The sequence below is a fragment of the Haloarcula sp. H-GB5 genome, from assembly GCF_054850705.1.
Map to the genome: position 1 here is coordinate 105,468 of NZ_JBTWBG010000001.1, position 19,546 is coordinate 125,013.

Sequence of the window (19,546 nt, forward strand, 5' to 3'; positions counted from 1 at the left end):
GTGTGGCGCAAACGTCGGCTGTGTCGGGCGGTAAGCGCTCCCAAGTCGGTTACATTAAACGTCTTGGACGGGCAGTGTCGAGCAAGGATGGTCCGGGACCCCTTCGCTGACGAGGAGACGCCGGAGTTACAGGCGGTCCTCGACGCACTCGACGACGAGGATTGTCGTGCTATTGTCAGCGTACTGGAGGAACCGTTGACGGCGAGCGAGATATCCGACCGGAGCGGCGTACCGCTATCGACGACCTACCGGAAACTCGAACTGCTGACGGAGTCCTCGTTGCTGTACGAGGGCGTCGAGGTCCGGTCAGACGGCCAACACGCGAGCCGATATGCGATCGACTTCGAGGAAGTCGTCATCAGTCTCGACGAGGAACTGTCGCTTACCGTCGACATCTCACATCGTGCTCGGACGCCGGACCAACGGCTCGAAAACCTCTGGTCTGAGGTGCGAAAGGAGACATAACCATGGTACACATTCCAAGTTCACAGGTCGGCATCGTCGTCTCGAAGACACTGATCCTCATTCTCGGCGGACTGATAACGTACTACTCGTATCAGGCGTACAGCCGGACGAAAAGCCCTCAGCACAAGTGGCTCACGTACGGGTTCGGGGTGGTGACCCTCGGTGCGTTTGCCGGCGGTGTCCTCGACATCGCGGTCGGCAGGTATCTCGGTCAAGACCTGCTTCCGGTGGGCGTCTTCACGTCGAGTTCGCTGACGGCCATCGGTCTGGGTATCATCCTGTACTCGCTGTACGTTCGGTAGTGACCACGCGACGTACCCGCGCGGCGATCTCTTCGTCTCTTGCTTCTCGATTTCAGTCGGAGCGGGCAACTGGTCCGTATCGCCTCGTGACACGAGGATTCTCATCGACTGGAAACGCCACGGACGGTATATTTATCTGGACGTGTCAATCAGAGCCATGCTTGGAGCGAACGCCGTGTTGTTAATCGGGATGAAGACAGTCACGCTGTTTTGCGGTGTGATACTGACGACGTTGACCTACCGCGCATACCGCCGCACGCAGGCACCGGCGATGCGAGCGCTCTGTCTCGGTATCGGGTTCGTCACACTGGGCGCAATACTCGGCGGCAGCCTCCACCAGATCGTCGGCATGCCGGTAGCACAGAGCGTCACTGTCGAGGAACTGTTCACCGCTGTTGGGTTCTTTATTCTGACATACTCGCTGTACACTGACCAGCCGACCACGACGAACTGAGTTACGGGTCCTCGGCGGGCGTGTGTTCACGACCGGTCAGCAGTGTTGGCAGCGATTGCGGGCTGTGTTCGACGAGGACGGCAACGAGGTTGCCCGCGAACAGGCCGGTCCCGAGAAATGCGAGCCCTCCGGCGACCAACGCCGTGCCGTCCGGTGTCTCGAGCCACTGATTACTCACGAGGAGGCCGTACGCGATAGTTAGTGCAACGCCATCTATTGCTGCGATTCGGTGGTCGTACAGGTCATCGACCATCGGCACGTCCTCGAAGCCGAGGCGGTCGCTGTACCGGTGGACCCAGACGATGAACGGGACGACGTGATACAGCGTCCCGAGGACGATGAAGCCGATGCCGCCGACGAGCAGCACCGTCGACGGCTGACCGAGCAGCCCAGCGTACGCCAGCGGGTCGTTCCACCATGCGACTACCGTCAACCCTGCCCAGAGAAACAGCGACAGCGCCGCGACGCTGTAGCGGGTCAGCATCGGTGACCACTCGACTCGCGCTCCGATAAGCTGTCGTGCCAGAAGTACCCCGACCACGCCGAGACCAGCAGCGACGATAACTGCGCCGAGCCGGGCCAGAACGGGAGAGCCGACCAGGCGACCGCCGGCCAGCCCAAGAACGCCGAACGGATAGACAGCCGTTTCAGCCCGCTGAACCGCCGTGTCGATTCTGCCGGTGTCGGCCTGTGTAAACATCGGGGCGAGCTGGGCCAGCGCGCCCGCGACAGTCGTCAGCACCGCGCCGAACACGGCGAGTGTTCCATGGGCAAGCAAGAGTCCCTGTCGGCCGATTCCCAGCAGCGGAAGGACGCCGACAGCATGGTCCAGAGCCAGCACTATTCCAGCGGCCGTCACGAGGGCGAAAAACACCAGTGCCCAGCCGAAATGAATCGCCGTGACGTCGGGCTCCGCAGCGAGTAGCGTCCGACCGATGTTGTAACAAAGAGTCCAGACACCGAGCAGCGCGAACGCTCCGGCAACCGGCAACAGGGCAGGTGTCGCCGACAGGAAGCCAGCGGCCAGACCCGCGAATCCGACCGCGGCGAGTGGTAACTGCGCAGCGGCGAGGCGGCGCGAATGGAGTTCGATCCCACACCAGACCGGGACGAACTGTGTCAACGCACCCATAATAGTGACACAGACCCACCCTGCAAGCAGGAGGTGGACCTGCGCGAGGTGGCCGGCCCGCCCCTCGACGATCCCGACAGTGACACCGGCGACCAGAAACGCCAGCGCGACGACGAAATGACGCAGCGGAACCGTCATCGGCGGTGCGGCGTCTGCATCCACGTCGGCGGGTATTCCGCTCATTGTTGTCTAGTACAACCCTGTCCCTGCTGGCAATGTGGCCGAATATGTTCGGGGAAAGGGTCGGCCCGCTCACAACCGAACAGGAACACATGACGTCGAACCACCAGCCAACAGCGCAAACCGCGGCCCTGGTTTCGGAAACTGGTGCGCCCGATGATGCGCCGACGGAACGCCTCGACGTGCAGTCGCTGGGGCCGCCAAAGCCGCTCAAGCAGACGCTGGAGTTGCTCGCGGACTTGGACGACGACACCGTCCTCGTCCAGTTCAACGACCGTGCACCACAGCACCTCTACCCGAAACTCGAAGACAGAGGCTACGACTTCGAAAGTGTTGAGACTGAGGACGCGACAGTGACGGTCATCTGGCACAGATGAATCAGAACACGGAGCCGCCTGTCGATGTCGAAGAAGCGATTGCTCGTATCGACAGCCGTGGTGCGAAGGTTCAACGGGAGCAACTCGAACGGACGCTGTCACAGCTACAGCAGGACGGTGAACTGACGGCTGATCAGCGGCTGGCAGTTGAAGAACTGAGTGAACGGCTCGTCGACCGATTGCTCGCTGTCCCCCGAGCAAGTCTACAGGACGCGGCGAAGAGTGCGGACGACGAGCGGATCGAAACGGCGATCTCCCTGTTCGAGTGAGTTTACTCTGACGACGCCGCCAGAACGAGAAGTGCCTCGCTGTCCGCCGTTGCGGCGGGGGAGATGTCCTGATCACCGTCGAACCGGACGACGTCGCCGGGAGAGAGCGACACCGTCTCGTCGCCGAGCGTCAGGTCCACAGCGCCCGAACGGAGGAGGAACACGATGTCCCGGCCGGGATGCTTGTGAGCCGGAATCGACTCACCCGCATCGAGCGTCAACCGGATGGTCTTTGGCTCCCCGTCGAACAACTTCGTCCGACCGTCTCCGTCGCCGTCGAGCGTTGTTTGCTCCGTTTCTGTGACGGTGGATTCGCTCATTGTTTCGGAAGGTCGGCGACGAACTTCTGTGGCCCATCCTGTTCGCACTGGTAATTCGCCGCGTCGAACGCCTCAACCTCGGCTTGCATCTCGTAGAACAGCGGCTTTGGCTCGTGATCGTTGATAATCCGAAGCGTTTCCCCTGAGGACAGCGCCTCGAAGGAGTCGTGTATCTTCGAATGTCGCTCCGGCGGCGGCGTCTCGCGCAGGTCAAGTGTGGTTGCTGGCATCACCTGCACGTTCGTCGGGTATCTTCGAGGGGGTTCTCCCGAACTTGTTCGGGAGTAGGTCCTGATGGATGCCGCCCGTTCGTTCCAGTATGAGCCTTCTCTCCGGCCTCCGTGGCGGCTCAGACGTCGGGTTCGATAGCTACGGGACGTTCGTTCCCGAACACAACCCGGACCCCGGCCCGTTCCTGTCTGAGACAGCAGTACTGACCGGCACCGACCACGCCGCGTTCCACCGACTCACGATGGACCTATTTGACGAGCGTGGCGTGTACGACATGACTTTCGGATACAACCTTGCACGGCTAAACCTCGACCACCGGCACCCGGACGCAGGCTTTCGCTACGGCCGTGAAACGGACGACAGCAGTGTGCTCCGAACCGAGTTCACGCCGACGACCGAGTTCTGCCCCCAGAGCGATACCCTAACTGTTGGCGCGTTCCGCGCCTGGAACGGGCTGTCGGACCGCCATGAGTACGACCTCGTTCGTGTCCGCGTGAGCCCGGGCCACCACCAGAGTACGAGTATCAACGACAAACTCCAGCAACTCGAAACGCGGTACCGGAAAACCGGTGAACTCCGGATGGACGATAAAGACGAATCGTCCGACGGGAGCGTACCGTTCTGACGGCTGAAAACATAGAAACCATTATACCGTCTGCTGGGCGACATACTGTAAGCCGAACCGACTAAGTGGGATATCGGTGGCTTGGTGGGACAGGGGCGGCTCCCTCCACGACAGAAGCAACAACATATCAAAAACGATGGTATTGGCTTACTTCCAGCGTGGCGTCGCGGCTGGCCGGAGGCGGAGCTGAGATGGATAGCGGTATCTTTCGGGATTCGGACGGGACCTACAACAAGCGGTTTCTGGGACTTGTTCTTCTCGTTCTACTCGCCGTCATCGGGGCTGGCGTTGGGACCCTCGGTCTCACCGACAACAGCGACTCGGCACCCGACCAGCCCGCCACCGAACTGACGCCACGCCCGACGGAGACGCCAACAGAAACACCGGATAGAACTGATTCCGCGTCGACCGAAAGCGGTGGCAGTGCCTCGCCGCCGCCGAGTGCGCTCCTGTCCGAAACCCCGACACCGGCTCCCAACCAGTCAGACGGGAACAGCACCAACACGACGGCCGAATAGTCCGTCAACGACCGAGACTTGTCATTTTTGTCTCCGCTGCGAAGGGTCGTTGCCGTGGGAGCGTTTCAGGAAAACAGAAGCGCGAGATTGAATCCTGTCACGACGAGCCCCAGCACTGTCAGGAGCGCCGGCGGGCCGTAGTAGAGCAGCGGGTCCTCTTCCAGCACGCCGCCCCAGATGCTCAGACCGAGACAGCAGTAGATAACGAGGAGTTTGAGCCCGAGGAAGCCGCCGCCGCCAAACGACTGGATCGCCCACCGGATCGCAGGATTCGCCTCGGTGAACGTCGGGACAAAATAGACGATGGCGATGGTAGTAACCACGTCGCCGACGCCGTAGGTGGCCAGCGCCACCGCCCACACGCTGGAGAAGGACCGACTGGAGAAGGAGCTCCCTTCCAGCGTTAGCCAGTCACCATCGGCAGCACCCATACTGCGTTGGGGTATGGCCAGCGGTCATATATACTGCGAGGGCCAGTTATCTGATTTGAAAAGGAGAGGTGTCACGTAGCCCCGCCGAGTATTGAGTCAGAATCCGTGGCACAGCCCCATCAATAACTCATATTGTGGCTCTTGGAAAACCCACAGCCGATATCAGTGATCCGCTGTATTCAGAAATGAGTCCTAGCCGAAGGAGTGTATCGAGTCGCTGTACAGGTGCTTGCCGCGACAGACGCGGTTCGTATGCTGCTGACGCTGGGCACGTTCGCGTCCTGCCAGCGCGGGTGCATGGAAAGGGACTTATCTTGTGGGCGGCCACGACGAGGTAATGAGCCTGTCTGACGCGGACCACGAACTCGTGGTCGAGGAGATCGGTCGGGAGCCGACACGGGCGGAGGCCGCTCTCTTCGAGAACCTCTGGAGCGAACACTGCGCGTATCGCTCCTCTCGCCCCCTGCTGTCGGCGTTCGACTCCGAAGGCGATCAGGTCGTCATCGGCCCCGGCGATGACGCAGCAGTCGTCTCCCTTCCGTCCCACGGCGACGGCGAGGAGATGTACATCACGATGGGCGTCGAGTCACACAACCACCCGTCCTACGTCGACCCGTTCGACGGCGCGGCGACGGGCGTTGGCGGCATCGTCCGAGATACGCTGTCGATGGGGGCATACCCCATCGCGCTGGCCGACTGCCTGTACTTCGGCGACTTCGACCGGGAGCACTCCCGCTATCTCTTCGAGGGCGTCGTCGAAGGTATCTCCCACTACGGGAACTGCATCGGCGTCCCGACTGTCACCGGGAGCGTCGCTTTCCACGACGACTACGAGGGCAATCCGCTCGTCAACGTCTCCTGCATCGGCCTGCTGGAGCCCGAGCGGACCATCACCGCCGAGGCGCAGGAGCCGGGCAACAAGCTCGTCCTCGTCGGTAACGCGACGGGCCGGGACGGTCTCGGCGGCGCGTCCTTCGCCAGCGAGGACCTCGCGGAGGACGCCGAAACGGAGGACCGGCCGGCCGTGCAGGTCGGCGACCCGTACTCCGAGAAGCTGCTCGTCGAGTGCAACGAGGCGCTGCTGGACGAGGACCTCGTCGAGTCGGCCCGCGACTTGGGGGCCGCCGGCCTCGGCGGCGCGTCGTCCGAACTGGTCGCCAAGGGCGGCCTCGGCGCGCGCATCGAACTCGACCGCGTCCACCAGCGCGAGCCGAACATGAACGCGATGGAGATTCTGCTGGCCGAGAGCCAGGAGCGGATGGTCTACGAGGTCGCGCCGGAGAACGTCGACCGCGTGGCCGAGCTCGCCGAGCGGTTCGATCTGGGCTGTTCGGTCATCGGCGAACTCACCGAACCCGGGACGAACTACGTCTGTACGTTCGATGGCAGCGAGGCAACTGCCACGGACGAGTCGAGCGGGCAGCGCTCGCGAGACGCCGAGACGGTCGTCGACGTGGACGCGGCGTTCCTCGGCGACGGTGCGCCGATGAACGACCTACCGAGCAACGCACCACCGAAGCAGGAACGGGACCTGCCGACCGTGTCGCTGGACGAGGCGTTCGAGCAGATCGTCGCCAGCCCGAACTGCGCCTCCAAACGGTGGGTGTACCGCCAGTACGACCACGAGGTGCAGGTCCGCACGAGCGTCCTGCCCGGCGACGACGCCGCCCTGCTCGCCATCCGTGAGGCCGGGACCGGGCTCGCCTTCTCGGCGGGCGCAGACCCCAACTGGACTGACGCCGCGCCGTACGAGGGCGCACGCGCCGTCGCGCTGGAAAACGCCACGAACGTCGCTGCAAAGGGCGCGACACCCCACGCAGCCGTGGACTGCCTGAACGGCGGCAACCCCGAGAAGCCCGACGTGTATGGCGGTTTCAAAGGCATCGTCGACGGCCTGGCGGACATGTGCAGCGACCTCGACGTGCCGGTCGTCGGCGGGAACGTCTCGCTGTACAACGATTCCCAGGACGGCCCGATTCCGCCGACGCCGACGCTCGCGCTGGTCGGAGTCAAGGAAGGCTACGACGCCCCGTCGCTGTCGCTGTCCGGCGAGGGAACGCTCGTCGTCGTCGGCGACACCGCACTGGAAGGTGAGACCGATCCGCGACTCGGCGGGTCCGAGTACACCGCGCAGTTCGGCGGCACTGACCGCTTCCCCGCCCTCCCGGCGGAGTCGACGGCGGCCATCGAGACGATTGCCGAGGTCGCCGACGCCGACCACGTGCTGGCGAGCCACGACGTGAGCCACGGCGGCCTCGCGGTGACGCTGGCCGAGATGGTCCACGAGGACGCCGGCGCATCCGTCGAGCTCGACACGGTCGACCGCGGGACACGGAAGCGCCTCCTGTTCAACGAACGACCCGGCCGCGTGGTGTTCGAGACAACCGACCCGGCGGCCGTCCGCGAGGCCTTCGACGGCGTCGCCCCGGTGACGGAACTGGGCGAAGCAAACGGCTCGAACCACCTCGATATCACCGTCAACGACGAGACGCTGGCGTACGACGCTGCGGACATCGCCGACCTGCGGTCAGTCATCGAGGACGAACTGGCCTGATTACCAGCGGATATCGAACCGCGCACCGCCCATTTCGCTTTCTGAGACTGCGACTGACCAGCCGTGTGCTTCAGCGATGCTCTGAACGATTGACAGGCCGAACCCTGTCCCGTCCGAGTTGGTCGAGTAGCCGTGTTCGAACACCAACTCACGGTCGTCTGGTGAAATACCGGGGCCGTCGTCGGCGATGAAGAACCCGTTCTGCTCGTGTGCCCCGGATGCGGACACAACGACAGTGCATGCCGCGCCGGCGTGCTCAATGGCGTTCCGGTAAAGATTCTCGAATAGCTGCTGGAGGCGCTCGGAGTCCGCTTCGATGGTCGCGTCGGTTTCGATGGTAAGCGTTGCGTCCTCGGTTTCGACCTGTTGCCACGCGTCGGCTGCGACGGCTTCGATGGAGACGCTCGCGGTTTCGCCGACGACTCGCCCCTGACGAGCGAGCGTCAGCGTGTCATCGAGAATCCGTGCCATCCGCTCGTGTGCCGCAGCGACCTCCTGTAGCCCCTCCTGAACAGCCGGGTCCTCGATGTCATCGAGCAGGAGGTGGGTGCGGCCGGATGCGACGTTCAACGGGTTCCGCAGGTCGTGGCTGACGATACTGACAAACTCGTCAAGGCGCTCGTTCTGGTGTTTCAGCTGTTGTTCGCGGCGCTTCCGTTCAGTGATGTCGGTGTATATCCCGTACCCTTCCAGTTGACTGCTATCACGAGAGACAATCGTACTCCGGAACAGGTAGGTCCGGACCTCGCCTGATGCGGTCATCCGTCTGACCTCTTGCTCCGACTGGCCAGTCTGTTCCCACCAGTCTGTCCTGATGACTTCGGAGTCGGCTCCGGGCGGCGCGAGGAGTGTCCGAAGCTCCGATCCGACTGCAGCCGCCCGGTCGTAGCCGAACGAGTCCGCGAACGCTTCGTTGATCGACTTGACGTATGGTTCTCGCTGCTCAAACTCGACGACGACAGCCGGGTTCGGGATGTTCCCCAGGAGCGCGTCAAAGCGTTCCTGTGCCGCCAGCTGTACGCGGAGTTCACTCGCGACGAGTGCGACGTATCCCTCGTTGTTGTGCTGGATTATATCACAGATGTCCTGTGCATCCGTGTCGTCTATCTCCGTTTCGTCACTGATACCAAGGTCACCCATCGCGTCGTCGACGATAGCCGACGCCTTCTCGATGCCGACCGTTTCTGCGAACTTTGAAACGAGTCCTGTTCGATTCATCTGTTATTCCGGCAGTGCGAAAAGCACTGTTGTCGTATTGTGAAAGCCACTGAGTTGTCCAGCCTGCATACACAGCTCCCCGTACGTCTCAAACCCAGCAACTGGGGCCGACAGGGTCGATATGATACCATCGACAGCCGCTGAAAACGCGTCGTCGAAGAGAAGCTGACGACACGCACAGTCATAGACGAACGCGCCAGCGATGTTCCCGTCACACAGCGAGACAGCGTCGGCAGCAGCCTGCTCGGCGGACGCGATCTGGTCCGCTCTGTTGCCATGCATTATACGAAGGACAGTCCCCTCCGGAATATCGACGGCGAACTGCAGTGCGCCAGTCTCCTCAATCGCGGTCCGGGGCCAGCGGATCTTGTAGGTTTCACCCTGGTCGATACCGAACAGGTACGTGACCATGAGCTTCCTGAGTTCCGCTGACCCGACTGAGATATCGTCGACAGCTATCCCTGATGTCTCCATAGCGTGGTCTCGAACAGCGTCTTTCCATACCGCAAACGCTGGTTCTCCGTCGAGTTCGTGAACCACGTTTCCGGACACGTCGGTTACCTCCCACGGCTCTGAGATGGGGTTGTGACCGTGGTTGACGGTAATGATCGGACGCTTTTCGCCGGAGACCAGCACGATAACGACTGCGTCGTCGACAACCGACTCATCGCAAAACACTGGTGTCGACTCCATTCGGAGACCGTCAGAGGCTGCCCCACCTGCGAATTCGACATAGGGGCCAAGCCGTCGCTGAACCGACAACGACAATTGTTCACCGACGCCCGACAGCCCGTCGTGGAGGACGATCGCTGACTGGTAGGGTTCCTCGATATCTTCGGGAAGCGCTCGGACAGCATCTCTGACAGCCCCGCGGGTGTTCTCGCTGAGACCGGCGGCAAGGGCTGTATCGAACCGGAACGAATCACTGGTAACGAGCGTGACGGCCACGCCGGCATCCATCGCTCGCCCCTCAGTGAACGTTCCGCCAGCCGTGCAGCCGACAACGGCTGTCTCGCCGTCGACGAGCGCATTCACGCCCGCCAGAACGGCTTCAGCATCGAACCCCGAGCTAGCAAACACTTGACAGAAGTCCACCCGATCGGCGTCCAGTCGGTCACGAGCGGCGCTCGTCGCCTCCCGGCCAGCGCGCGTACCAGCGGTCGCCACTGACGTTCCCGTTGCGACCGCTGTACTCGCGTCTGAATGGGGAGACATTATACAACCGTTATTCGCGTGGAAACCTATATACTCTCCCCAGAAGTATCAAAAATGATATCTCTGGAGGGCGACGTGGTCATACCAACCTGCTCAGGCCAGCGCCAGTGCGATACCGAACGTAAGCACTAGTCCGACCAGCAGGACGCCGAGCCCTGTCCCGACCTGAGACATGGTGAACGGACTCTGTGGGGCCGTCGACCGAAGCGGCGGTTCTCGCGCGGGCAGTTCGACGTGTTCGGGGTCGTAATCCGGCCGATCCTCCTCGTGGTGGTCGTCTGCCATAGCCGGTGGTTCTGGAGCGTCGTACGTGTAGCTGTCGGATTGTCACTGCGTACTCGGCCAGACACTTGCACCAGTCGAAACGGTCAAACGGCGTTGTGTCGAACTCACAGGTATCGAATGACGCTCACGAAACGGATCATCCCCTGTATCGATGTCGATGTGGACGAGAACGGGGACGCGGCGGTGTACACGGGAGTCAACTTCGAGGATCTAGAGTACACCGGCGACCCGGTAGAGATGGCTAAGGCATACAACGAGTCCGGGGCCGACGAGTTCGTCTTTCTGGACATCACCGCCTCCGCCGAGGGGCGCGAGACGATGCTCGATACAGTTTCGGCCGTGGCCGACGAGGTGTTCATCCCGCTGACCGTCGGCGGCGGCATCCGCACCCGTGATGACATCAAAGAGACGTTGCGGGCCGGCGCGGACAAGGTGTCGATCAACTCCGGCGCTATCGCCGAACCCGACCTCATCAACGAGGGAGCGGCGGCGTTCGGGAGCCAGTGTATCGTCATCTCCGTCGACGCTCGCCGGCGCTTCGACGAGGACGGCGAGTACTACACCGAGGTCGACGGCGAGTCCTGCTGGTTCGAATGCACGGTCAAGGGAGGGCGCGAGGGTACCGGGCTGGACGTCGTCGAGTGGGCCACCGAAGCAGAAGAGCGCGGTGCCGGTGAACTGTTCGTCAACTCCATCGACGCCGATGGAACCAAGGACGGATACGACATCCCGCTGATGAAAGCCGTCTGTGACACCGTCTCGACACCGGTTATCGCCTCCTCGGGCTGTGGCGGCCCGGCGGACATGGAGGAAGTGTTCGTCGATGCCGGCGCGGACGCCGGCCTCGCCGCCTCTATCTTCCACTTCGGTGAGTACTCCATCGCCGAGACCAAGGAATACCTCGACAGCAAGGGGATTCCGGTCCGATTGTAGCTGGTGACAGTCTTAGGACTCTATAGTTTTAGATTTGCTACATCGAACGCCGCTGCACGAAGCAGTCCACCTACCGACACATTGGCCCCGTTGAATTGGTCCCTGTTGGGATGTTTCTCGCGATATTTTATTTCGGTACTTTGCTCCACAGCCCACTGTTGCTTGGCATGGTCGTTGTGTGACTCTTTTGCTGGTCGGAAGCGGCGGTGACAGTGGGCCACCTGTCGCTCACTTGGTGCCACGCCGATATCGAAGCCGACGTGACATGGGTCATCGGCCTGAATATTCGGCGACCGGGGTACCTCGAACACGTTGAGTTCGCACCGATTATTCTTTATATTATCACTGCATAGCGTCGGTAATGAAATGGAGGTGTGAATGGTGCGAGAAACCTCACGCGGAGAACGACCCACCGTGTGACAACTGCGGCCACGGAAGATTTGAGCGGGCGGTCGTTCCGATGGGGCCTGAGAGTACTGGTGCCCAGCGGACGCCCGAGTGGGTCTGTACAGAGTGTGGCCGACGCCACCAGAAACACTCGCCGCCGTGTAGCCGCTGTGGGAACGCTACTCTCCGGAAAGACACCCAGCACGCCGATGAGTTTGAGGACGTTGGGTCGACGGGCTGGCTCGACGTGCTGGAGGCAAAATACGTCGTCGGCTACCTCCTTGCCGGGCTGTTTCTCGTGACAGTTCTCCTAGCAACTGCCGGTGTTATTAATCTCCCAGGGACCGCTGATGGCAATCCAAGGGTGGAAGACGTTCCCGGAAATGGCGCTACGGTGAACGGGCTGGATATCGACACCGTCGAGCGGCTGTACCTCGACCAGCTCAACGACCGCCGGGCCGCGAGTGGCTACGACCAGCTCGACCGGAGCCATCAACTCACCGAACTGGCCACGTTCCACAACAAACACGAGGTGAAGCAGGACTACGGTGATGGGAGCGGCACGACCGAGCGTCAACGCGAGGGGATAATGGGTGACGCCTGCACGGTTAAGTATTACCGCGCTGACTTTGCGTTCACCACTGACGAACTGGCGGCCAAGCACCCAGATCCCTACCGGAACGAATCAGTTCTGGCCGCCGCGCTGGTGACTGCATTCGTTGAGAACACCGAGGAGTTCTCGAGCTATAGCCGGGGGGCGACTGGCGTCGACGTCCACGCAGTCAACGGTGAGATATATCTCGCTCAGTTCTTGTGCTGAAGCGACTGTGGTACACATTTAGGGGCTAGAGGTGACCGCTGGACTACGGTTTGGGCGGCCCTACAGATTCCATCCGACTGTAACGCCATCACCGACTTAGGGTAGCAATATTAAATACCCACACCTGTCATTATATCTGTATGACGCAGTTCTTCTGTCGCCTCGGTTGCCTCGATCTTCCCCGCGTCTCGGCGTGCGATATCGGTTCCCGCTGTCAGCAGTCACACCCAGCCCAGCCTCTGGCAGCAGGTGTCACCGGAGTCGAACGGCCCCGATGAGTCAGCCGATGACCGAGCGACCGTGGAGGAACACCGCCGGAGAACCGCAGCACTGTGTCCGGGCATCGGGCAGGTTTTATCCGCCCAACACGGAGACTCAACAATGAAATGGCGGTGTGAATGGTGTGGCAAACCCCACGAGGAGAACGACCCGCCGTGTGACAACTGCGGGCACGGCTCCTTCGAGGAGGCCGTGACGCAGGTCAACGAAGAAGTCGTCGAGGGCGGACCTAGGTGGGTCTGTCTGGACTGCGGTCGCCAGCACCAGAAGAACTCTCCACCGTGCAAACGCTGTGGCGGAAGCAACTTCGAGCGACGGACGGGGCCGCCGGAAGACGACCCGCTGGACGAAATAAAGACCGGCTGGCTGGACGTGCTCGAAACGAAGTACGTAATCGGCTACGCCGCCGTGGCACTGCTGCTCGGCCTCATCGTGCTCGCTGCTGTAGGCGGTATCACGCTGCCAGGCTTTGCTGCCGAAACCCCCACCGGCCCACCGTCGATCGCGTCCCCTGCCGGGAGCGGCGACACCGTCAACTCGCTCTCGCTCGCCGAGGTTGAGGACACATACGTCGACGTGTATAACGTCCGGCGGTCGGGCGTCGGCGGCGGAACGGTCTCGCGGAACGCGACCATAGACGACGCCGCGGCCTACTACAACAAGGGCCGCGTCGATGTGCGATACGACAACGCGGAGCGACCCACGCGAGAGGGGGTGTCTCGGTTCCCGCTCCCCTGTGACCGCCCAGTCGTGGTCAGCTACGAGGTGGCTTACGACCGAACGCCACAGTCACTCGGCCAGTTCCAGAACGAGACGGCGCTGGCGACCGCGCTCGTCGACAGTTACATCGAGCGGGGCAACAGGATTCAGAAGTCGGACGCCGGACTGATCGGTATCGATATCCACGTCGGCCCGGACGAACGGGTGTTCGTCACGTACGTCCTCTGCTAGGATTACGCGGCGGCTTCGAACGCGTCGGTGAAACTGTCCGCCTTCTCGATGACGGCGTCGGTCCCGTCTTCGAGTGCCTCAAGCGCGTCGACGCCCTCCTCGGTCTTGATAGTCAGGACCGGGTCCGTTTGGCCACCCGACTGTTCCGGGTTCACGTCGTAGGTCGCCGCCGTGACGCCATCTGTCTCCAGCAGTGCCCCCTTGATGACGTTCATGAACGTGTGGTCCTCACCGGCGATTTCGATAGAGAGTTCCGTGTCGGATTTGTCGATAACGCGAAGGTCCATACCAACTCTTTGGTCACCTGCGACCCATCAACGCTTCGCTTCCTGTCCGCTGTGTCGGTGACGCCGTGAAACCCGGGAACTACACGAGCGCGTACACCATCAGGAAGCCGAAGTAGATGAGTACGAGCGCGCCCAGTGCCTGGAGTCGGAAGGTCGAAAGCGACTCTTCCTCCTCGTCGTGGGCTGCCCGGAAGGCCTCGACCTCCTCGTCGTCGAGTTCGCTGGGGTGGACCAGGCCACGGTGGAGCGCGAGCCATGATTCGCGGGCGAACGGCCGGCCGCAATACGAACACCGGTATGCCGTGGCGTCGGCCGGGACATCGTAGACTGCTTCCTCGTCGGTATCTGTCGCTGCCGTATCGGCTACTGGTTGGGTTGCTGTGTCAGTCATAGATGCGGAAGTGCCACCTCCGGCTGGGAGACGACCCAGAGGCTCGTCATCGTGTAGAACACCATAACCGCGATGAAGGGGTACTGCGACCGAATCGCCTGCAGACGCGCGGGAAACAGATCGTACGCGGCGGCGTGGGCCACCCAGATGGCAACCAGGTGGCCAATGATGACCGACGCGAGTGCGATCGCACCGAACCACTCCGGTAGTTCGATGGTCGGCACTACTGCCGGGTCCGCGAACGGCGACGTGAGCGCGACGGCCAGCGAGGGTGCGAGTACGAGGAAGTACCCGAGGTAGTGCGCGAAGTGGTAGCCGACGGCGATAGCGACGAGCGGCGGCGCGAACCGCTGTGCGAGCACCGCCGGGGCCAGGTACGTCTCCGACATATCCCGAGAGAGCCGGACCGCGAGTCGATACACACCGAGGAAGCCGGCGAACCCGACGGCGAGCGCGACCGGATACAGGAGATGCGGCGGGACGCCGGCGTCGACGATCGGCGTCGTCAGGTCGCGCCAGGCCGGCGTCGTGACCAGCCCGTCGTAGGTCGTAACCCACAGCAATGCGACCACGAACGCCACCTCGTCAGGACCGTCGACCAGCCGCGGCGTCGAGAGGTCCATGCCGGGGAGCCGAAGTCGGAGCCCGTTCTCGTCGCGGCCGATGGGCGCAAAGCGGCCGTAGTATCGGAACACCCGTTCAACCGGGTCAGCGTGAGCAAACCAGTCATCGGGACTGAACACGAGCGCGCCCGCGAGTGTCAGCACGGTGTATCCGGCGACGACCGACGCGAGCAGGCGCGGCTGGTCGGCGAGCGGGCTGACGACTTCCAGCCACACCAGCACGAGCAGGCCGCCGACGGCGGGCCACGACCCGACGCGGTCTGGGTACGGACGGTCAAGCGTCGGTAAGAGTTGGGCGAGGGTCTTGAACGGATTGAGCGTTGCCCAGCTGTTCCCCACGAGGTACGTCGTCATCGCCAGCCCGGCCCACCAGCCGACCCAGACGAGCAGTATCGCGAGGTTCGTCCGAGCGTTCGTCGGTCCGAGGAAGCCGACAACGAACACCGCGGCGAGTCCGGCGAGCCCGACGAGTTGGCCGGCGAACTTCAGAACGCGCTCGTAGTCGCCTGATAGCGGCCGCCCCCAGTCGTGGATGCGCTCGACGAATGTGCGGTCGGTGACGAACGACGCCAGCAGGAACGACGCGCCGACGGCCGCACCGCCGGTACTCAGGAACAGCCACGTCGGTATCGTCAGCGACTCGCGGCCGCCACCGGCGAGACTGCCGCCGTGTGCGCTTGCCGTCCCTGTCGCCGCCAGCCAGCCCAGCCCACACACCACCAGCGCGACCGTACGACGCCTCCCAAATGTCATCGTCGGCAGTTGGGTCTTCGCCCTCGTGTAGCTTCCGGGATGCCGGCGAGTTATCCGTCGGACCGGGCTGGCGGCGGCACAGTCCGCAGGGAATTGGATGGGCTTTTAGTATTCCGTTCGCAAGGGCCCTAGTATGAGTGTCTCCGATGAACACGCGGACGACGGGCACGGGGAACACCACCTCCCGGCGACGGAGGACTGGCCCCACGGGTTCGGCGAGGCCAGCTGGTGGCCCTTTGTGACGGCGATCGGTGGTTCGGGCATCTACGTCAGCGCGGCCCTGCTCGTGCTCTCGATCGGCGAGAACGCACTTGTCAGCCAGACGGTCGGGGCGGGAGCAATGGCCGGGAGCGTCGGCCTCTTCCTCGTCGGCATCTACGGCTGGCTGTACCACGCCTTCGTTTCGGACTTCTGGGAGCGCGGGACGGACTACCACTCGGATAAGACGCTGAAGTTCGCGATGCTCCTGTTCCTCGGGAGCGAAATCGCCACCTTCGGCGCTGGCTTCGTCTACTACTTCATCGTGCGTGGCGGCGAGGTCTGGACACAGGCGGCAGTGCCCGAGGTGTTCGGCTCGCTGGTGATCATCAACACGCTGATTCTGGTCGTTAGCTCGGTGACGCTACACTATAGTCACATCGCGCTCCGGAACGGGAACCGGAGCCGGTTCGTGAAACTGCTGGGCACGACGCTGCTGCTGGGAATCGTCTTCATCGGCGGGCAGGTGTACGAGTACTACGAGTTCATCGTCCACGAGGGCTTCACAGTCGGTGGCGGCATCTACAGCTCCGCGTTCTACGGCCTGACGGGACTCCACGGGCTCCACGTCACGATGGGGGCCGTCCTTCTGGGTATCGTCTTCACCCGCGCGTACTACGGTCAGTACTCGGCTGAACGGCATACCTCCGTCTCGACGGCGTCGATGTACTGGCACTTCGTCGACATCGTCTGGATCTTCCTTGTCGTCGTGCTCTACATGGGCGCGAACCTGGTGTAGGTCGCCGACGAGTTTTAGACAGCCGCCGCTCGTTTCACACGCATGGACCAGCTAGACGTCAGCGGGAGCTTCGACGTACACGAGTACCGACACGGGCTCAAGCTGCTGAAAGACGACCGCGGGACGATGACGCTGTCGAACCGCAAGGGGTTCGCCTGTCCGGCCTGTGACAACGAGTTCGAGACGCTCTTTATCAGCGAAAAGCGGACGAACACCTTCGGAGATCCCGGGTCGCCCTTCTGTCTGGTTCGGACTGATGACCAGCTACTGGTCCTGACACATTGAGCCGTATCGGCCCCGGTAACAAGGCTTATCCCACCTGACCCGATTCGGTGAGGTATGAATCGGATTGTCCCTGCGATCGGTCTCGCTGCCCTCGTCATCCTCTCCGGCTGTGTGACGGCGACAGTTGACTCAACAGTGGCCGCCGACGGCACAGTTTCGGAGTACGACCTGACACTCGAAATGTCTCCGTCGGTGTACGACGGCCTTCAGAGTCAGGCCCAGCAGGAGGGCCATGATTCGGTTGAAGGGTATCTCCTAGCCGACGTGAACACCAGCCGGATGTCGAACCACACGTACGAGCAAGAGTTGGAGGGGGAAAACGTCACACTCTCGATGACATTCACGGACTGGAACCCCGGCCCGGAAAGCGACGTGTCGGTCAACGCTAGCGAGGGCAACGTCACGTACGAAGACCGGACGTTCGTCACTGCGAACGAGGATACCGACGTTGCCTTCGGCGATGGTGTCGCGGTCGAGTACCGACTGACGATGCCCGCCGACGTCTCGTCCTCGAACGCTGATATCGTTCAAAACGAGACCGCTGTCTGGGAGTACGCAGCTGACGAACCGGTCGAAGAACCGATCCGCGCGACCAGCCCTGCACCGTCGTCAGCCTTCGGCCCCGGAATGGGGATTCCCGTCGCAGTCGTGGCGCTGCTCGGGGCCGCACTGCTGGCCAGTCGGGACTGAGTAGCTGCAAGCGTCACCGCACGCACTGTTCTTTGTACCTGGAGTCAGCGTCTACAGACGCTGGCCGGGTGGCTATTACTCTTCCAGACAGTGATACGAGCGATACCGCTAATATATCCGATATCTTATAATGCGGGTTTATTGTCGTTTCGTCCGGATACAGGACGATGCGCGCAGCCAGACTCCACGAGTACACGCACGACATGTCGGACGGGCTCTCGATAGACGACGTAGATGCGCCACAGGTCGCATCCGGAGATGATGTCATCGTCGAAGTCGAGGGGGCCGGCTGGTGCCAGACTGACAACCACATCATCGAGGGGATGTGGGAGCAGTACGTCCCGCAGGACCTCCCGATGACACTGGGCCACGAGAACGCCGGGACAGTAATTGAGACGGGCGATGACGTTGACATCGTCGCCGAGGGCGACCAGGTCATCTGTCACCCGGTCCAGACCTGTGGGACCTGCCGACCGTGCCGGCAAGGGGAGACGATGTACTGCGAGAACGACGCGTTCAACGGCCTGACGACGGACGGCGGCTTCGCCGACCAGTTACTGACCAGCGACCGGTCGGTCATCCCGCTGCCGGAGGGTGTCGACCCGGCAGACATCGCCCCGCACGCCGACGCCGGCATCACGGCCTACCATGCGGCGAAGAAGGCCGTCGACGGGCTCAATCCGGGCGACACCGCCGTGGTCATCGGCATCGGCGGCCTCGGCCACATCGGCCTCCAGTGTCTCGACGCCATGTGTGCCGCCGACCTCGTCGCCGTCGACATCAAGCAGTCCGCCCGCGATCTCGCTGACGACCTCGGCGCACACTACACCATCAACCCCGAAAGGGAAGATGTCGCCAGCGAGGTCGAGGCCATCAGCGACGGCGTGGGTGCCGCCCAGGTACTCGATTTCGTCGGGGCCGACGAGACGACGGCACTCGCACCCGATATCTGTGCCGCCGGCGGCGACCACCACATCATCGGCTACGGCGGCCACATCCACGAGCCCGCACAGGCGCTCGTCAACGGCGAGTTCGCCTATCAGGGCAACATCGTCGGTCAGTACACCGAACTTCAGGAACTGGTCGCGCTCGTCGAGCGCGGTGCGGTCGACCTCCACACGACCCAGTACGACCTCGGCGAGGTGAACACCGTCGCACAGATGCTGGAAGACCGGGAAATCGAGGGCCGAGCGGTTATTACGCCCTGAACCGCCTGTGGTGCGGTGTCGTATCGCCGGACAGAACACTCCTCTTCCGGCTCAGTGACCGTCAGCGCGGGTTTGCTCCGCTTCGTCGGCCAAGTCGTGATAGCGTCTGAGGAACACGTCTCGGTTCACGGACCCGGCACCGGCCGCTTCGAGCCGATCTTCCAGCCCGGTGCGGTCGAAGTGACAGTACTCCCGATAGCAGGGCTTGCACAAGTACTCGAAGGATTTGTCGTCACGGTCCCAGCGGTCGCCGTACTTGTCGTATTCTCTGGCGTCAGACCGGGCAACTGTGTCTCCACATGCGATGCAGCAGACCTCTTCATCGCCGTCGCGGTGCCAGGCGTTTCTGAAATCCATCAGAACCAC

General features: G+C 62.5%; 26 protein-coding genes. 15 read left to right on the top strand and 11 right to left on the bottom strand.

Going from position 1 to position 19,546, the window contains the following annotated elements:
- Positions 1–87 precede the first annotated feature (87 nt).
- The 3 genes from ACYJ11_RS00565 to ACYJ11_RS00575 all read left to right on the top strand — a co-directional run bounded on the left by ACYJ11_RS00565 (position 88) and on the right by ACYJ11_RS00575 (position 1,221).
- Positions 88–465 carry a helix-turn-helix domain-containing protein gene (locus tag ACYJ11_RS00565; RefSeq protein ID WP_004516178.1) on the top strand — a complete coding sequence of 126 codons (378 nt, stop codon included), beginning with the start codon at positions 88–90 and terminating at the stop codon, positions 463–465.
- 2 nt (positions 466–467) lie between these two features.
- A complete protein-coding gene (locus ACYJ11_RS00570) occupies positions 468–767 on the top strand; it encodes a DUF7521 family protein (protein WP_005538399.1) in 300 nt (99 codons plus the stop codon).
- A gap of 157 nt (positions 768–924) precedes the next feature.
- The gene (locus ACYJ11_RS00575; protein ID WP_170095781.1) at positions 925–1,221 is read left to right on the top strand and encodes a DUF7521 family protein; all 297 of its coding nucleotides are present in this window, start codon (positions 925–927) and stop codon (positions 1,219–1,221) included.
- Between the two features lies 1 nt (position 1,222).
- On the opposite strand, the gene ACYJ11_RS00580 is transcribed toward ACYJ11_RS00575, so the two are convergent.
- Positions 1,223–2,536 (bottom strand): hypothetical protein, encoded by a 1,314-nt coding sequence (locus ACYJ11_RS00580; protein WP_461646362.1) that lies wholly within the window; start codon positions 2,534–2,536, stop codon positions 1,223–1,225.
- Between the two features lie 89 nt (positions 2,537–2,625).
- Here ACYJ11_RS00580 and ACYJ11_RS00585 point away from each other — a divergent pair, with 89 nt between their 5' ends.
- Positions 2,626–2,910, top strand: coding sequence for a DUF2249 domain-containing protein (locus tag ACYJ11_RS00585; protein ID WP_240940339.1), 285 nt, complete (start codon positions 2,626–2,628; stop codon positions 2,908–2,910).
- The gene (locus tag ACYJ11_RS00590) at positions 2,907–3,179 is read left to right on the top strand and encodes a glutamyl-tRNAGlu reductase (protein ID WP_005538392.1); all 273 of its coding nucleotides are present in this window, start codon (positions 2,907–2,909) and stop codon (positions 3,177–3,179) included. The genes ACYJ11_RS00585 and ACYJ11_RS00590 overlap by 4 nt, the downstream gene beginning before the upstream one ends.
- A 2-nt stretch (positions 3,180–3,181) precedes the next feature.
- On the opposite strand, the gene ACYJ11_RS00595 is transcribed toward ACYJ11_RS00590, so the two are convergent.
- Complete coding sequence (locus ACYJ11_RS00595) at positions 3,182–3,499, bottom strand: cupin domain-containing protein (RefSeq protein ID WP_461646363.1); 318 nt, start codon at positions 3,497–3,499, stop codon at positions 3,182–3,184.
- Positions 3,496–3,729 carry a DUF2249 domain-containing protein gene (locus ACYJ11_RS00600; RefSeq protein WP_005538388.1) on the bottom strand — a complete coding sequence of 78 codons (234 nt, stop codon included), beginning with the start codon at positions 3,727–3,729 and terminating at the stop codon, positions 3,496–3,498. The genes ACYJ11_RS00595 and ACYJ11_RS00600 overlap by 4 nt, the downstream gene beginning before the upstream one ends.
- An 89-nt stretch (positions 3,730–3,818) precedes the next feature.
- Here ACYJ11_RS00600 and ACYJ11_RS00605 point away from each other — a divergent pair, with 89 nt between their 5' ends.
- Positions 3,819–4,355, top strand: coding sequence for a hypothetical protein (locus tag ACYJ11_RS00605; RefSeq protein ID WP_461646364.1), 537 nt, complete (start codon positions 3,819–3,821; stop codon positions 4,353–4,355).
- Positions 4,356–4,546: 191 nt separating this feature from the next.
- The gene (locus ACYJ11_RS00610) at positions 4,547–4,873 is read left to right on the top strand and encodes a superantigen-like protein SSL4 (protein ID WP_188979284.1); all 327 of its coding nucleotides are present in this window, start codon (positions 4,547–4,549) and stop codon (positions 4,871–4,873) included.
- A 65-nt stretch (positions 4,874–4,938) separates the two neighbouring features.
- Here the strand turns inward: ACYJ11_RS00610 and ACYJ11_RS00615 are convergent, their stop codons facing one another.
- Positions 4,939–5,304: a hypothetical protein gene (locus tag ACYJ11_RS00615; RefSeq protein WP_188979282.1), complete on the bottom strand. Its 366-nt coding sequence runs from the start codon at positions 5,302–5,304 to the stop codon at positions 4,939–4,941.
- Between the two features lie 337 nt (positions 5,305–5,641).
- Between ACYJ11_RS00615 and purL the strand changes: the two genes are divergently transcribed.
- Positions 5,642–7,858 (top strand): phosphoribosylformylglycinamidine synthase subunit PurL, encoded by a 2,217-nt coding sequence (purL, locus tag ACYJ11_RS00620; protein WP_461646365.1) that lies wholly within the window; start codon positions 5,642–5,644, stop codon positions 7,856–7,858.
- Here the strand turns inward: purL and ACYJ11_RS00625 are convergent, their stop codons facing one another.
- The 3 genes from ACYJ11_RS00625 to ACYJ11_RS00635 all read right to left on the bottom strand — a co-directional run bounded on the left by ACYJ11_RS00625 (position 7,859) and on the right by ACYJ11_RS00635 (position 10,576).
- Positions 7,859–9,076: a sensor histidine kinase gene (locus tag ACYJ11_RS00625; RefSeq protein ID WP_461646366.1), complete on the bottom strand. Its 1,218-nt coding sequence runs from the start codon at positions 9,074–9,076 to the stop codon at positions 7,859–7,861.
- Between the two features lie 3 nt (positions 9,077–9,079).
- Positions 9,080–10,291, bottom strand: coding sequence for an FIST signal transduction protein (locus tag ACYJ11_RS00630; protein ID WP_461646367.1), 1,212 nt, complete (start codon positions 10,289–10,291; stop codon positions 9,080–9,082).
- A 93-nt stretch (positions 10,292–10,384) separates the two neighbouring features.
- On the bottom strand, positions 10,385–10,576 hold the full coding sequence (locus ACYJ11_RS00635) for a DUF7550 family protein (protein ID WP_004591771.1): 192 nt from the start codon (positions 10,574–10,576) through the stop codon (positions 10,385–10,387).
- 117 nt (positions 10,577–10,693) lie between these two features.
- Between ACYJ11_RS00635 and hisF the strand changes: the two genes are divergently transcribed.
- The 3 genes from hisF (at position 10,694) to ACYJ11_RS00650 (ending at position 13,946) form a co-directional block, all read left to right on the top strand.
- A complete protein-coding gene (gene hisF / locus ACYJ11_RS00640) occupies positions 10,694–11,509 on the top strand; it encodes an imidazole glycerol phosphate synthase subunit HisF (protein WP_461646368.1) in 816 nt (271 codons plus the stop codon).
- A gap of 460 nt (positions 11,510–11,969) precedes the next feature.
- Positions 11,970–12,716 carry a hypothetical protein gene (locus tag ACYJ11_RS00645; protein ID WP_461646369.1) on the top strand — a complete coding sequence of 249 codons (747 nt, stop codon included), beginning with the start codon at positions 11,970–11,972 and terminating at the stop codon, positions 12,714–12,716.
- 381 nt (positions 12,717–13,097) lie between these two features.
- Positions 13,098–13,946 (top strand): toprim domain-containing protein, encoded by an 849-nt coding sequence (locus ACYJ11_RS00650; protein ID WP_188979270.1) that lies wholly within the window; start codon positions 13,098–13,100, stop codon positions 13,944–13,946.
- A 2-nt stretch (positions 13,947–13,948) separates the two neighbouring features.
- Here the strand turns inward: ACYJ11_RS00650 and ACYJ11_RS00655 are convergent, their stop codons facing one another.
- The 3 genes from ACYJ11_RS00655 to ACYJ11_RS00665 all read right to left on the bottom strand — a co-directional run bounded on the left by ACYJ11_RS00655 (position 13,949) and on the right by ACYJ11_RS00665 (position 15,967).
- Positions 13,949–14,233 (bottom strand): DNA-directed RNA polymerase subunit L, encoded by a 285-nt coding sequence (locus ACYJ11_RS00655; RefSeq protein ID WP_137684216.1) that lies wholly within the window; start codon positions 14,231–14,233, stop codon positions 13,949–13,951.
- A gap of 79 nt (positions 14,234–14,312) precedes the next feature.
- Positions 14,313–14,624 carry a C2H2-type zinc finger protein gene (locus ACYJ11_RS00660; protein WP_461646370.1) on the bottom strand — a complete coding sequence of 104 codons (312 nt, stop codon included), beginning with the start codon at positions 14,622–14,624 and terminating at the stop codon, positions 14,313–14,315.
- Positions 14,621–15,967 carry a hypothetical protein gene (locus ACYJ11_RS00665; RefSeq protein ID WP_461647357.1) on the bottom strand — a complete coding sequence of 449 codons (1,347 nt, stop codon included), beginning with the start codon at positions 15,965–15,967 and terminating at the stop codon, positions 14,621–14,623. The genes ACYJ11_RS00660 and ACYJ11_RS00665 overlap by 4 nt, the downstream gene beginning before the upstream one ends.
- A gap of 166 nt (positions 15,968–16,133) precedes the next feature.
- On the opposite strand from ACYJ11_RS00665, the gene ACYJ11_RS00670 reads away from it, so the two are divergent.
- The 4 genes from ACYJ11_RS00670 (at position 16,134) to ACYJ11_RS00685 (ending at position 19,180) form a co-directional block, all read left to right on the top strand.
- Positions 16,134–16,997: a cytochrome c oxidase subunit 3 gene (locus tag ACYJ11_RS00670; RefSeq protein ID WP_188979268.1), complete on the top strand. Its 864-nt coding sequence runs from the start codon at positions 16,134–16,136 to the stop codon at positions 16,995–16,997.
- A gap of 42 nt (positions 16,998–17,039) precedes the next feature.
- Positions 17,040–17,282, top strand: coding sequence for a DUF7385 family protein (locus ACYJ11_RS00675; protein ID WP_461646371.1), 243 nt, complete (start codon positions 17,040–17,042; stop codon positions 17,280–17,282).
- A 54-nt stretch (positions 17,283–17,336) separates the two neighbouring features.
- Positions 17,337–17,972 (top strand): PGF-CTERM sorting domain-containing protein, encoded by a 636-nt coding sequence (locus tag ACYJ11_RS00680; protein ID WP_188979264.1) that lies wholly within the window; start codon positions 17,337–17,339, stop codon positions 17,970–17,972.
- Between the two features lie 167 nt (positions 17,973–18,139).
- Complete coding sequence (locus ACYJ11_RS00685; RefSeq protein ID WP_188979258.1) at positions 18,140–19,180, top strand: NAD(P)-dependent alcohol dehydrogenase; 1,041 nt, start codon at positions 18,140–18,142, stop codon at positions 19,178–19,180.
- 51 nt (positions 19,181–19,231) lie between these two features.
- On the opposite strand, the gene ACYJ11_RS00690 is transcribed toward ACYJ11_RS00685, so the two are convergent.
- Entirely contained in the window at positions 19,232–19,537 is a 306-nt protein-coding gene (locus tag ACYJ11_RS00690; RefSeq protein WP_461646372.1) for a DUF7562 family protein, read from the bottom strand.
- Between the last annotated feature and the right edge of the window lie 9 nt (positions 19,538–19,546).

Excerpts from the sequence above, each read along its gene's own strand:
- ACYJ11_RS00565 (WP_004516178.1), top strand. The coding sequence starts at position 88 with ATGGTCCGGGACCCCTTCGCTGACGAGGAGACGCCGGAGTTACAGGCG.
- ACYJ11_RS00570 (WP_005538399.1), top strand. The coding sequence starts at position 468 with ATGGTACACATTCCAAGTTCACAGGTCGGCATCGTCGTCTCGAAGACA.
- ACYJ11_RS00575 (WP_170095781.1), top strand. The coding sequence starts at position 925 with ATGCTTGGAGCGAACGCCGTGTTGTTAATCGGGATGAAGACAGTCACG.
- ACYJ11_RS00580 (WP_461646362.1), bottom strand. The coding sequence starts at position 2,536 with ATGAGCGGAATACCCGCCGACGTGGATGCAGACGCCGCACCGCCGATG.
- ACYJ11_RS00585 (WP_240940339.1), top strand. The coding sequence starts at position 2,626 with ATGACGTCGAACCACCAGCCAACAGCGCAAACCGCGGCCCTGGTTTCG.
- ACYJ11_RS00590 (WP_005538392.1), top strand. The coding sequence starts at position 2,907 with ATGAATCAGAACACGGAGCCGCCTGTCGATGTCGAAGAAGCGATTGCT.
- ACYJ11_RS00595 (WP_461646363.1), bottom strand. The coding sequence starts at position 3,499 with ATGAGCGAATCCACCGTCACAGAAACGGAGCAAACAACGCTCGACGGC.
- ACYJ11_RS00600 (WP_005538388.1), bottom strand. The coding sequence starts at position 3,729 with ATGCCAGCAACCACACTTGACCTGCGCGAGACGCCGCCGCCGGAGCGA.
- ACYJ11_RS00605 (WP_461646364.1), top strand. The coding sequence starts at position 3,819 with ATGAGCCTTCTCTCCGGCCTCCGTGGCGGCTCAGACGTCGGGTTCGAT.
- ACYJ11_RS00610 (WP_188979284.1), top strand. The coding sequence starts at position 4,547 with ATGGATAGCGGTATCTTTCGGGATTCGGACGGGACCTACAACAAGCGG.
- ACYJ11_RS00615 (WP_188979282.1), bottom strand. The coding sequence starts at position 5,304 with ATGGGTGCTGCCGATGGTGACTGGCTAACGCTGGAAGGGAGCTCCTTC.
- purL (WP_461646365.1), top strand. The coding sequence starts at position 5,642 with ATGAGCCTGTCTGACGCGGACCACGAACTCGTGGTCGAGGAGATCGGT.
- ACYJ11_RS00625 (WP_461646366.1), bottom strand. The coding sequence starts at position 9,076 with ATGAATCGAACAGGACTCGTTTCAAAGTTCGCAGAAACGGTCGGCATC.
- ACYJ11_RS00630 (WP_461646367.1), bottom strand. The coding sequence starts at position 10,291 with ATGTCTCCCCATTCAGACGCGAGTACAGCGGTCGCAACGGGAACGTCA.
- ACYJ11_RS00635 (WP_004591771.1), bottom strand. The coding sequence starts at position 10,576 with ATGGCAGACGACCACCACGAGGAGGATCGGCCGGATTACGACCCCGAA.
- hisF (WP_461646368.1), top strand. The coding sequence starts at position 10,694 with ATGACGCTCACGAAACGGATCATCCCCTGTATCGATGTCGATGTGGAC.
- ACYJ11_RS00645 (WP_461646369.1), top strand. The coding sequence starts at position 11,970 with ATGGGGCCTGAGAGTACTGGTGCCCAGCGGACGCCCGAGTGGGTCTGT.
- ACYJ11_RS00650 (WP_188979270.1), top strand. The coding sequence starts at position 13,098 with ATGAAATGGCGGTGTGAATGGTGTGGCAAACCCCACGAGGAGAACGAC.
- ACYJ11_RS00655 (WP_137684216.1), bottom strand. The coding sequence starts at position 14,233 with ATGGACCTTCGCGTTATCGACAAATCCGACACGGAACTCTCTATCGAA.
- ACYJ11_RS00660 (WP_461646370.1), bottom strand. The coding sequence starts at position 14,624 with ATGACTGACACAGCAACCCAACCAGTAGCCGATACGGCAGCGACAGAT.
- ACYJ11_RS00670 (WP_188979268.1), top strand. The coding sequence starts at position 16,134 with ATGAGTGTCTCCGATGAACACGCGGACGACGGGCACGGGGAACACCAC.
- ACYJ11_RS00675 (WP_461646371.1), top strand. The coding sequence starts at position 17,040 with ATGGACCAGCTAGACGTCAGCGGGAGCTTCGACGTACACGAGTACCGA.
- ACYJ11_RS00680 (WP_188979264.1), top strand. The coding sequence starts at position 17,337 with ATGAATCGGATTGTCCCTGCGATCGGTCTCGCTGCCCTCGTCATCCTC.
- ACYJ11_RS00685 (WP_188979258.1), top strand. The coding sequence starts at position 18,140 with ATGCGCGCAGCCAGACTCCACGAGTACACGCACGACATGTCGGACGGG.
- ACYJ11_RS00690 (WP_461646372.1), bottom strand. The coding sequence starts at position 19,537 with ATGGATTTCAGAAACGCCTGGCACCGCGACGGCGATGAAGAGGTCTGC.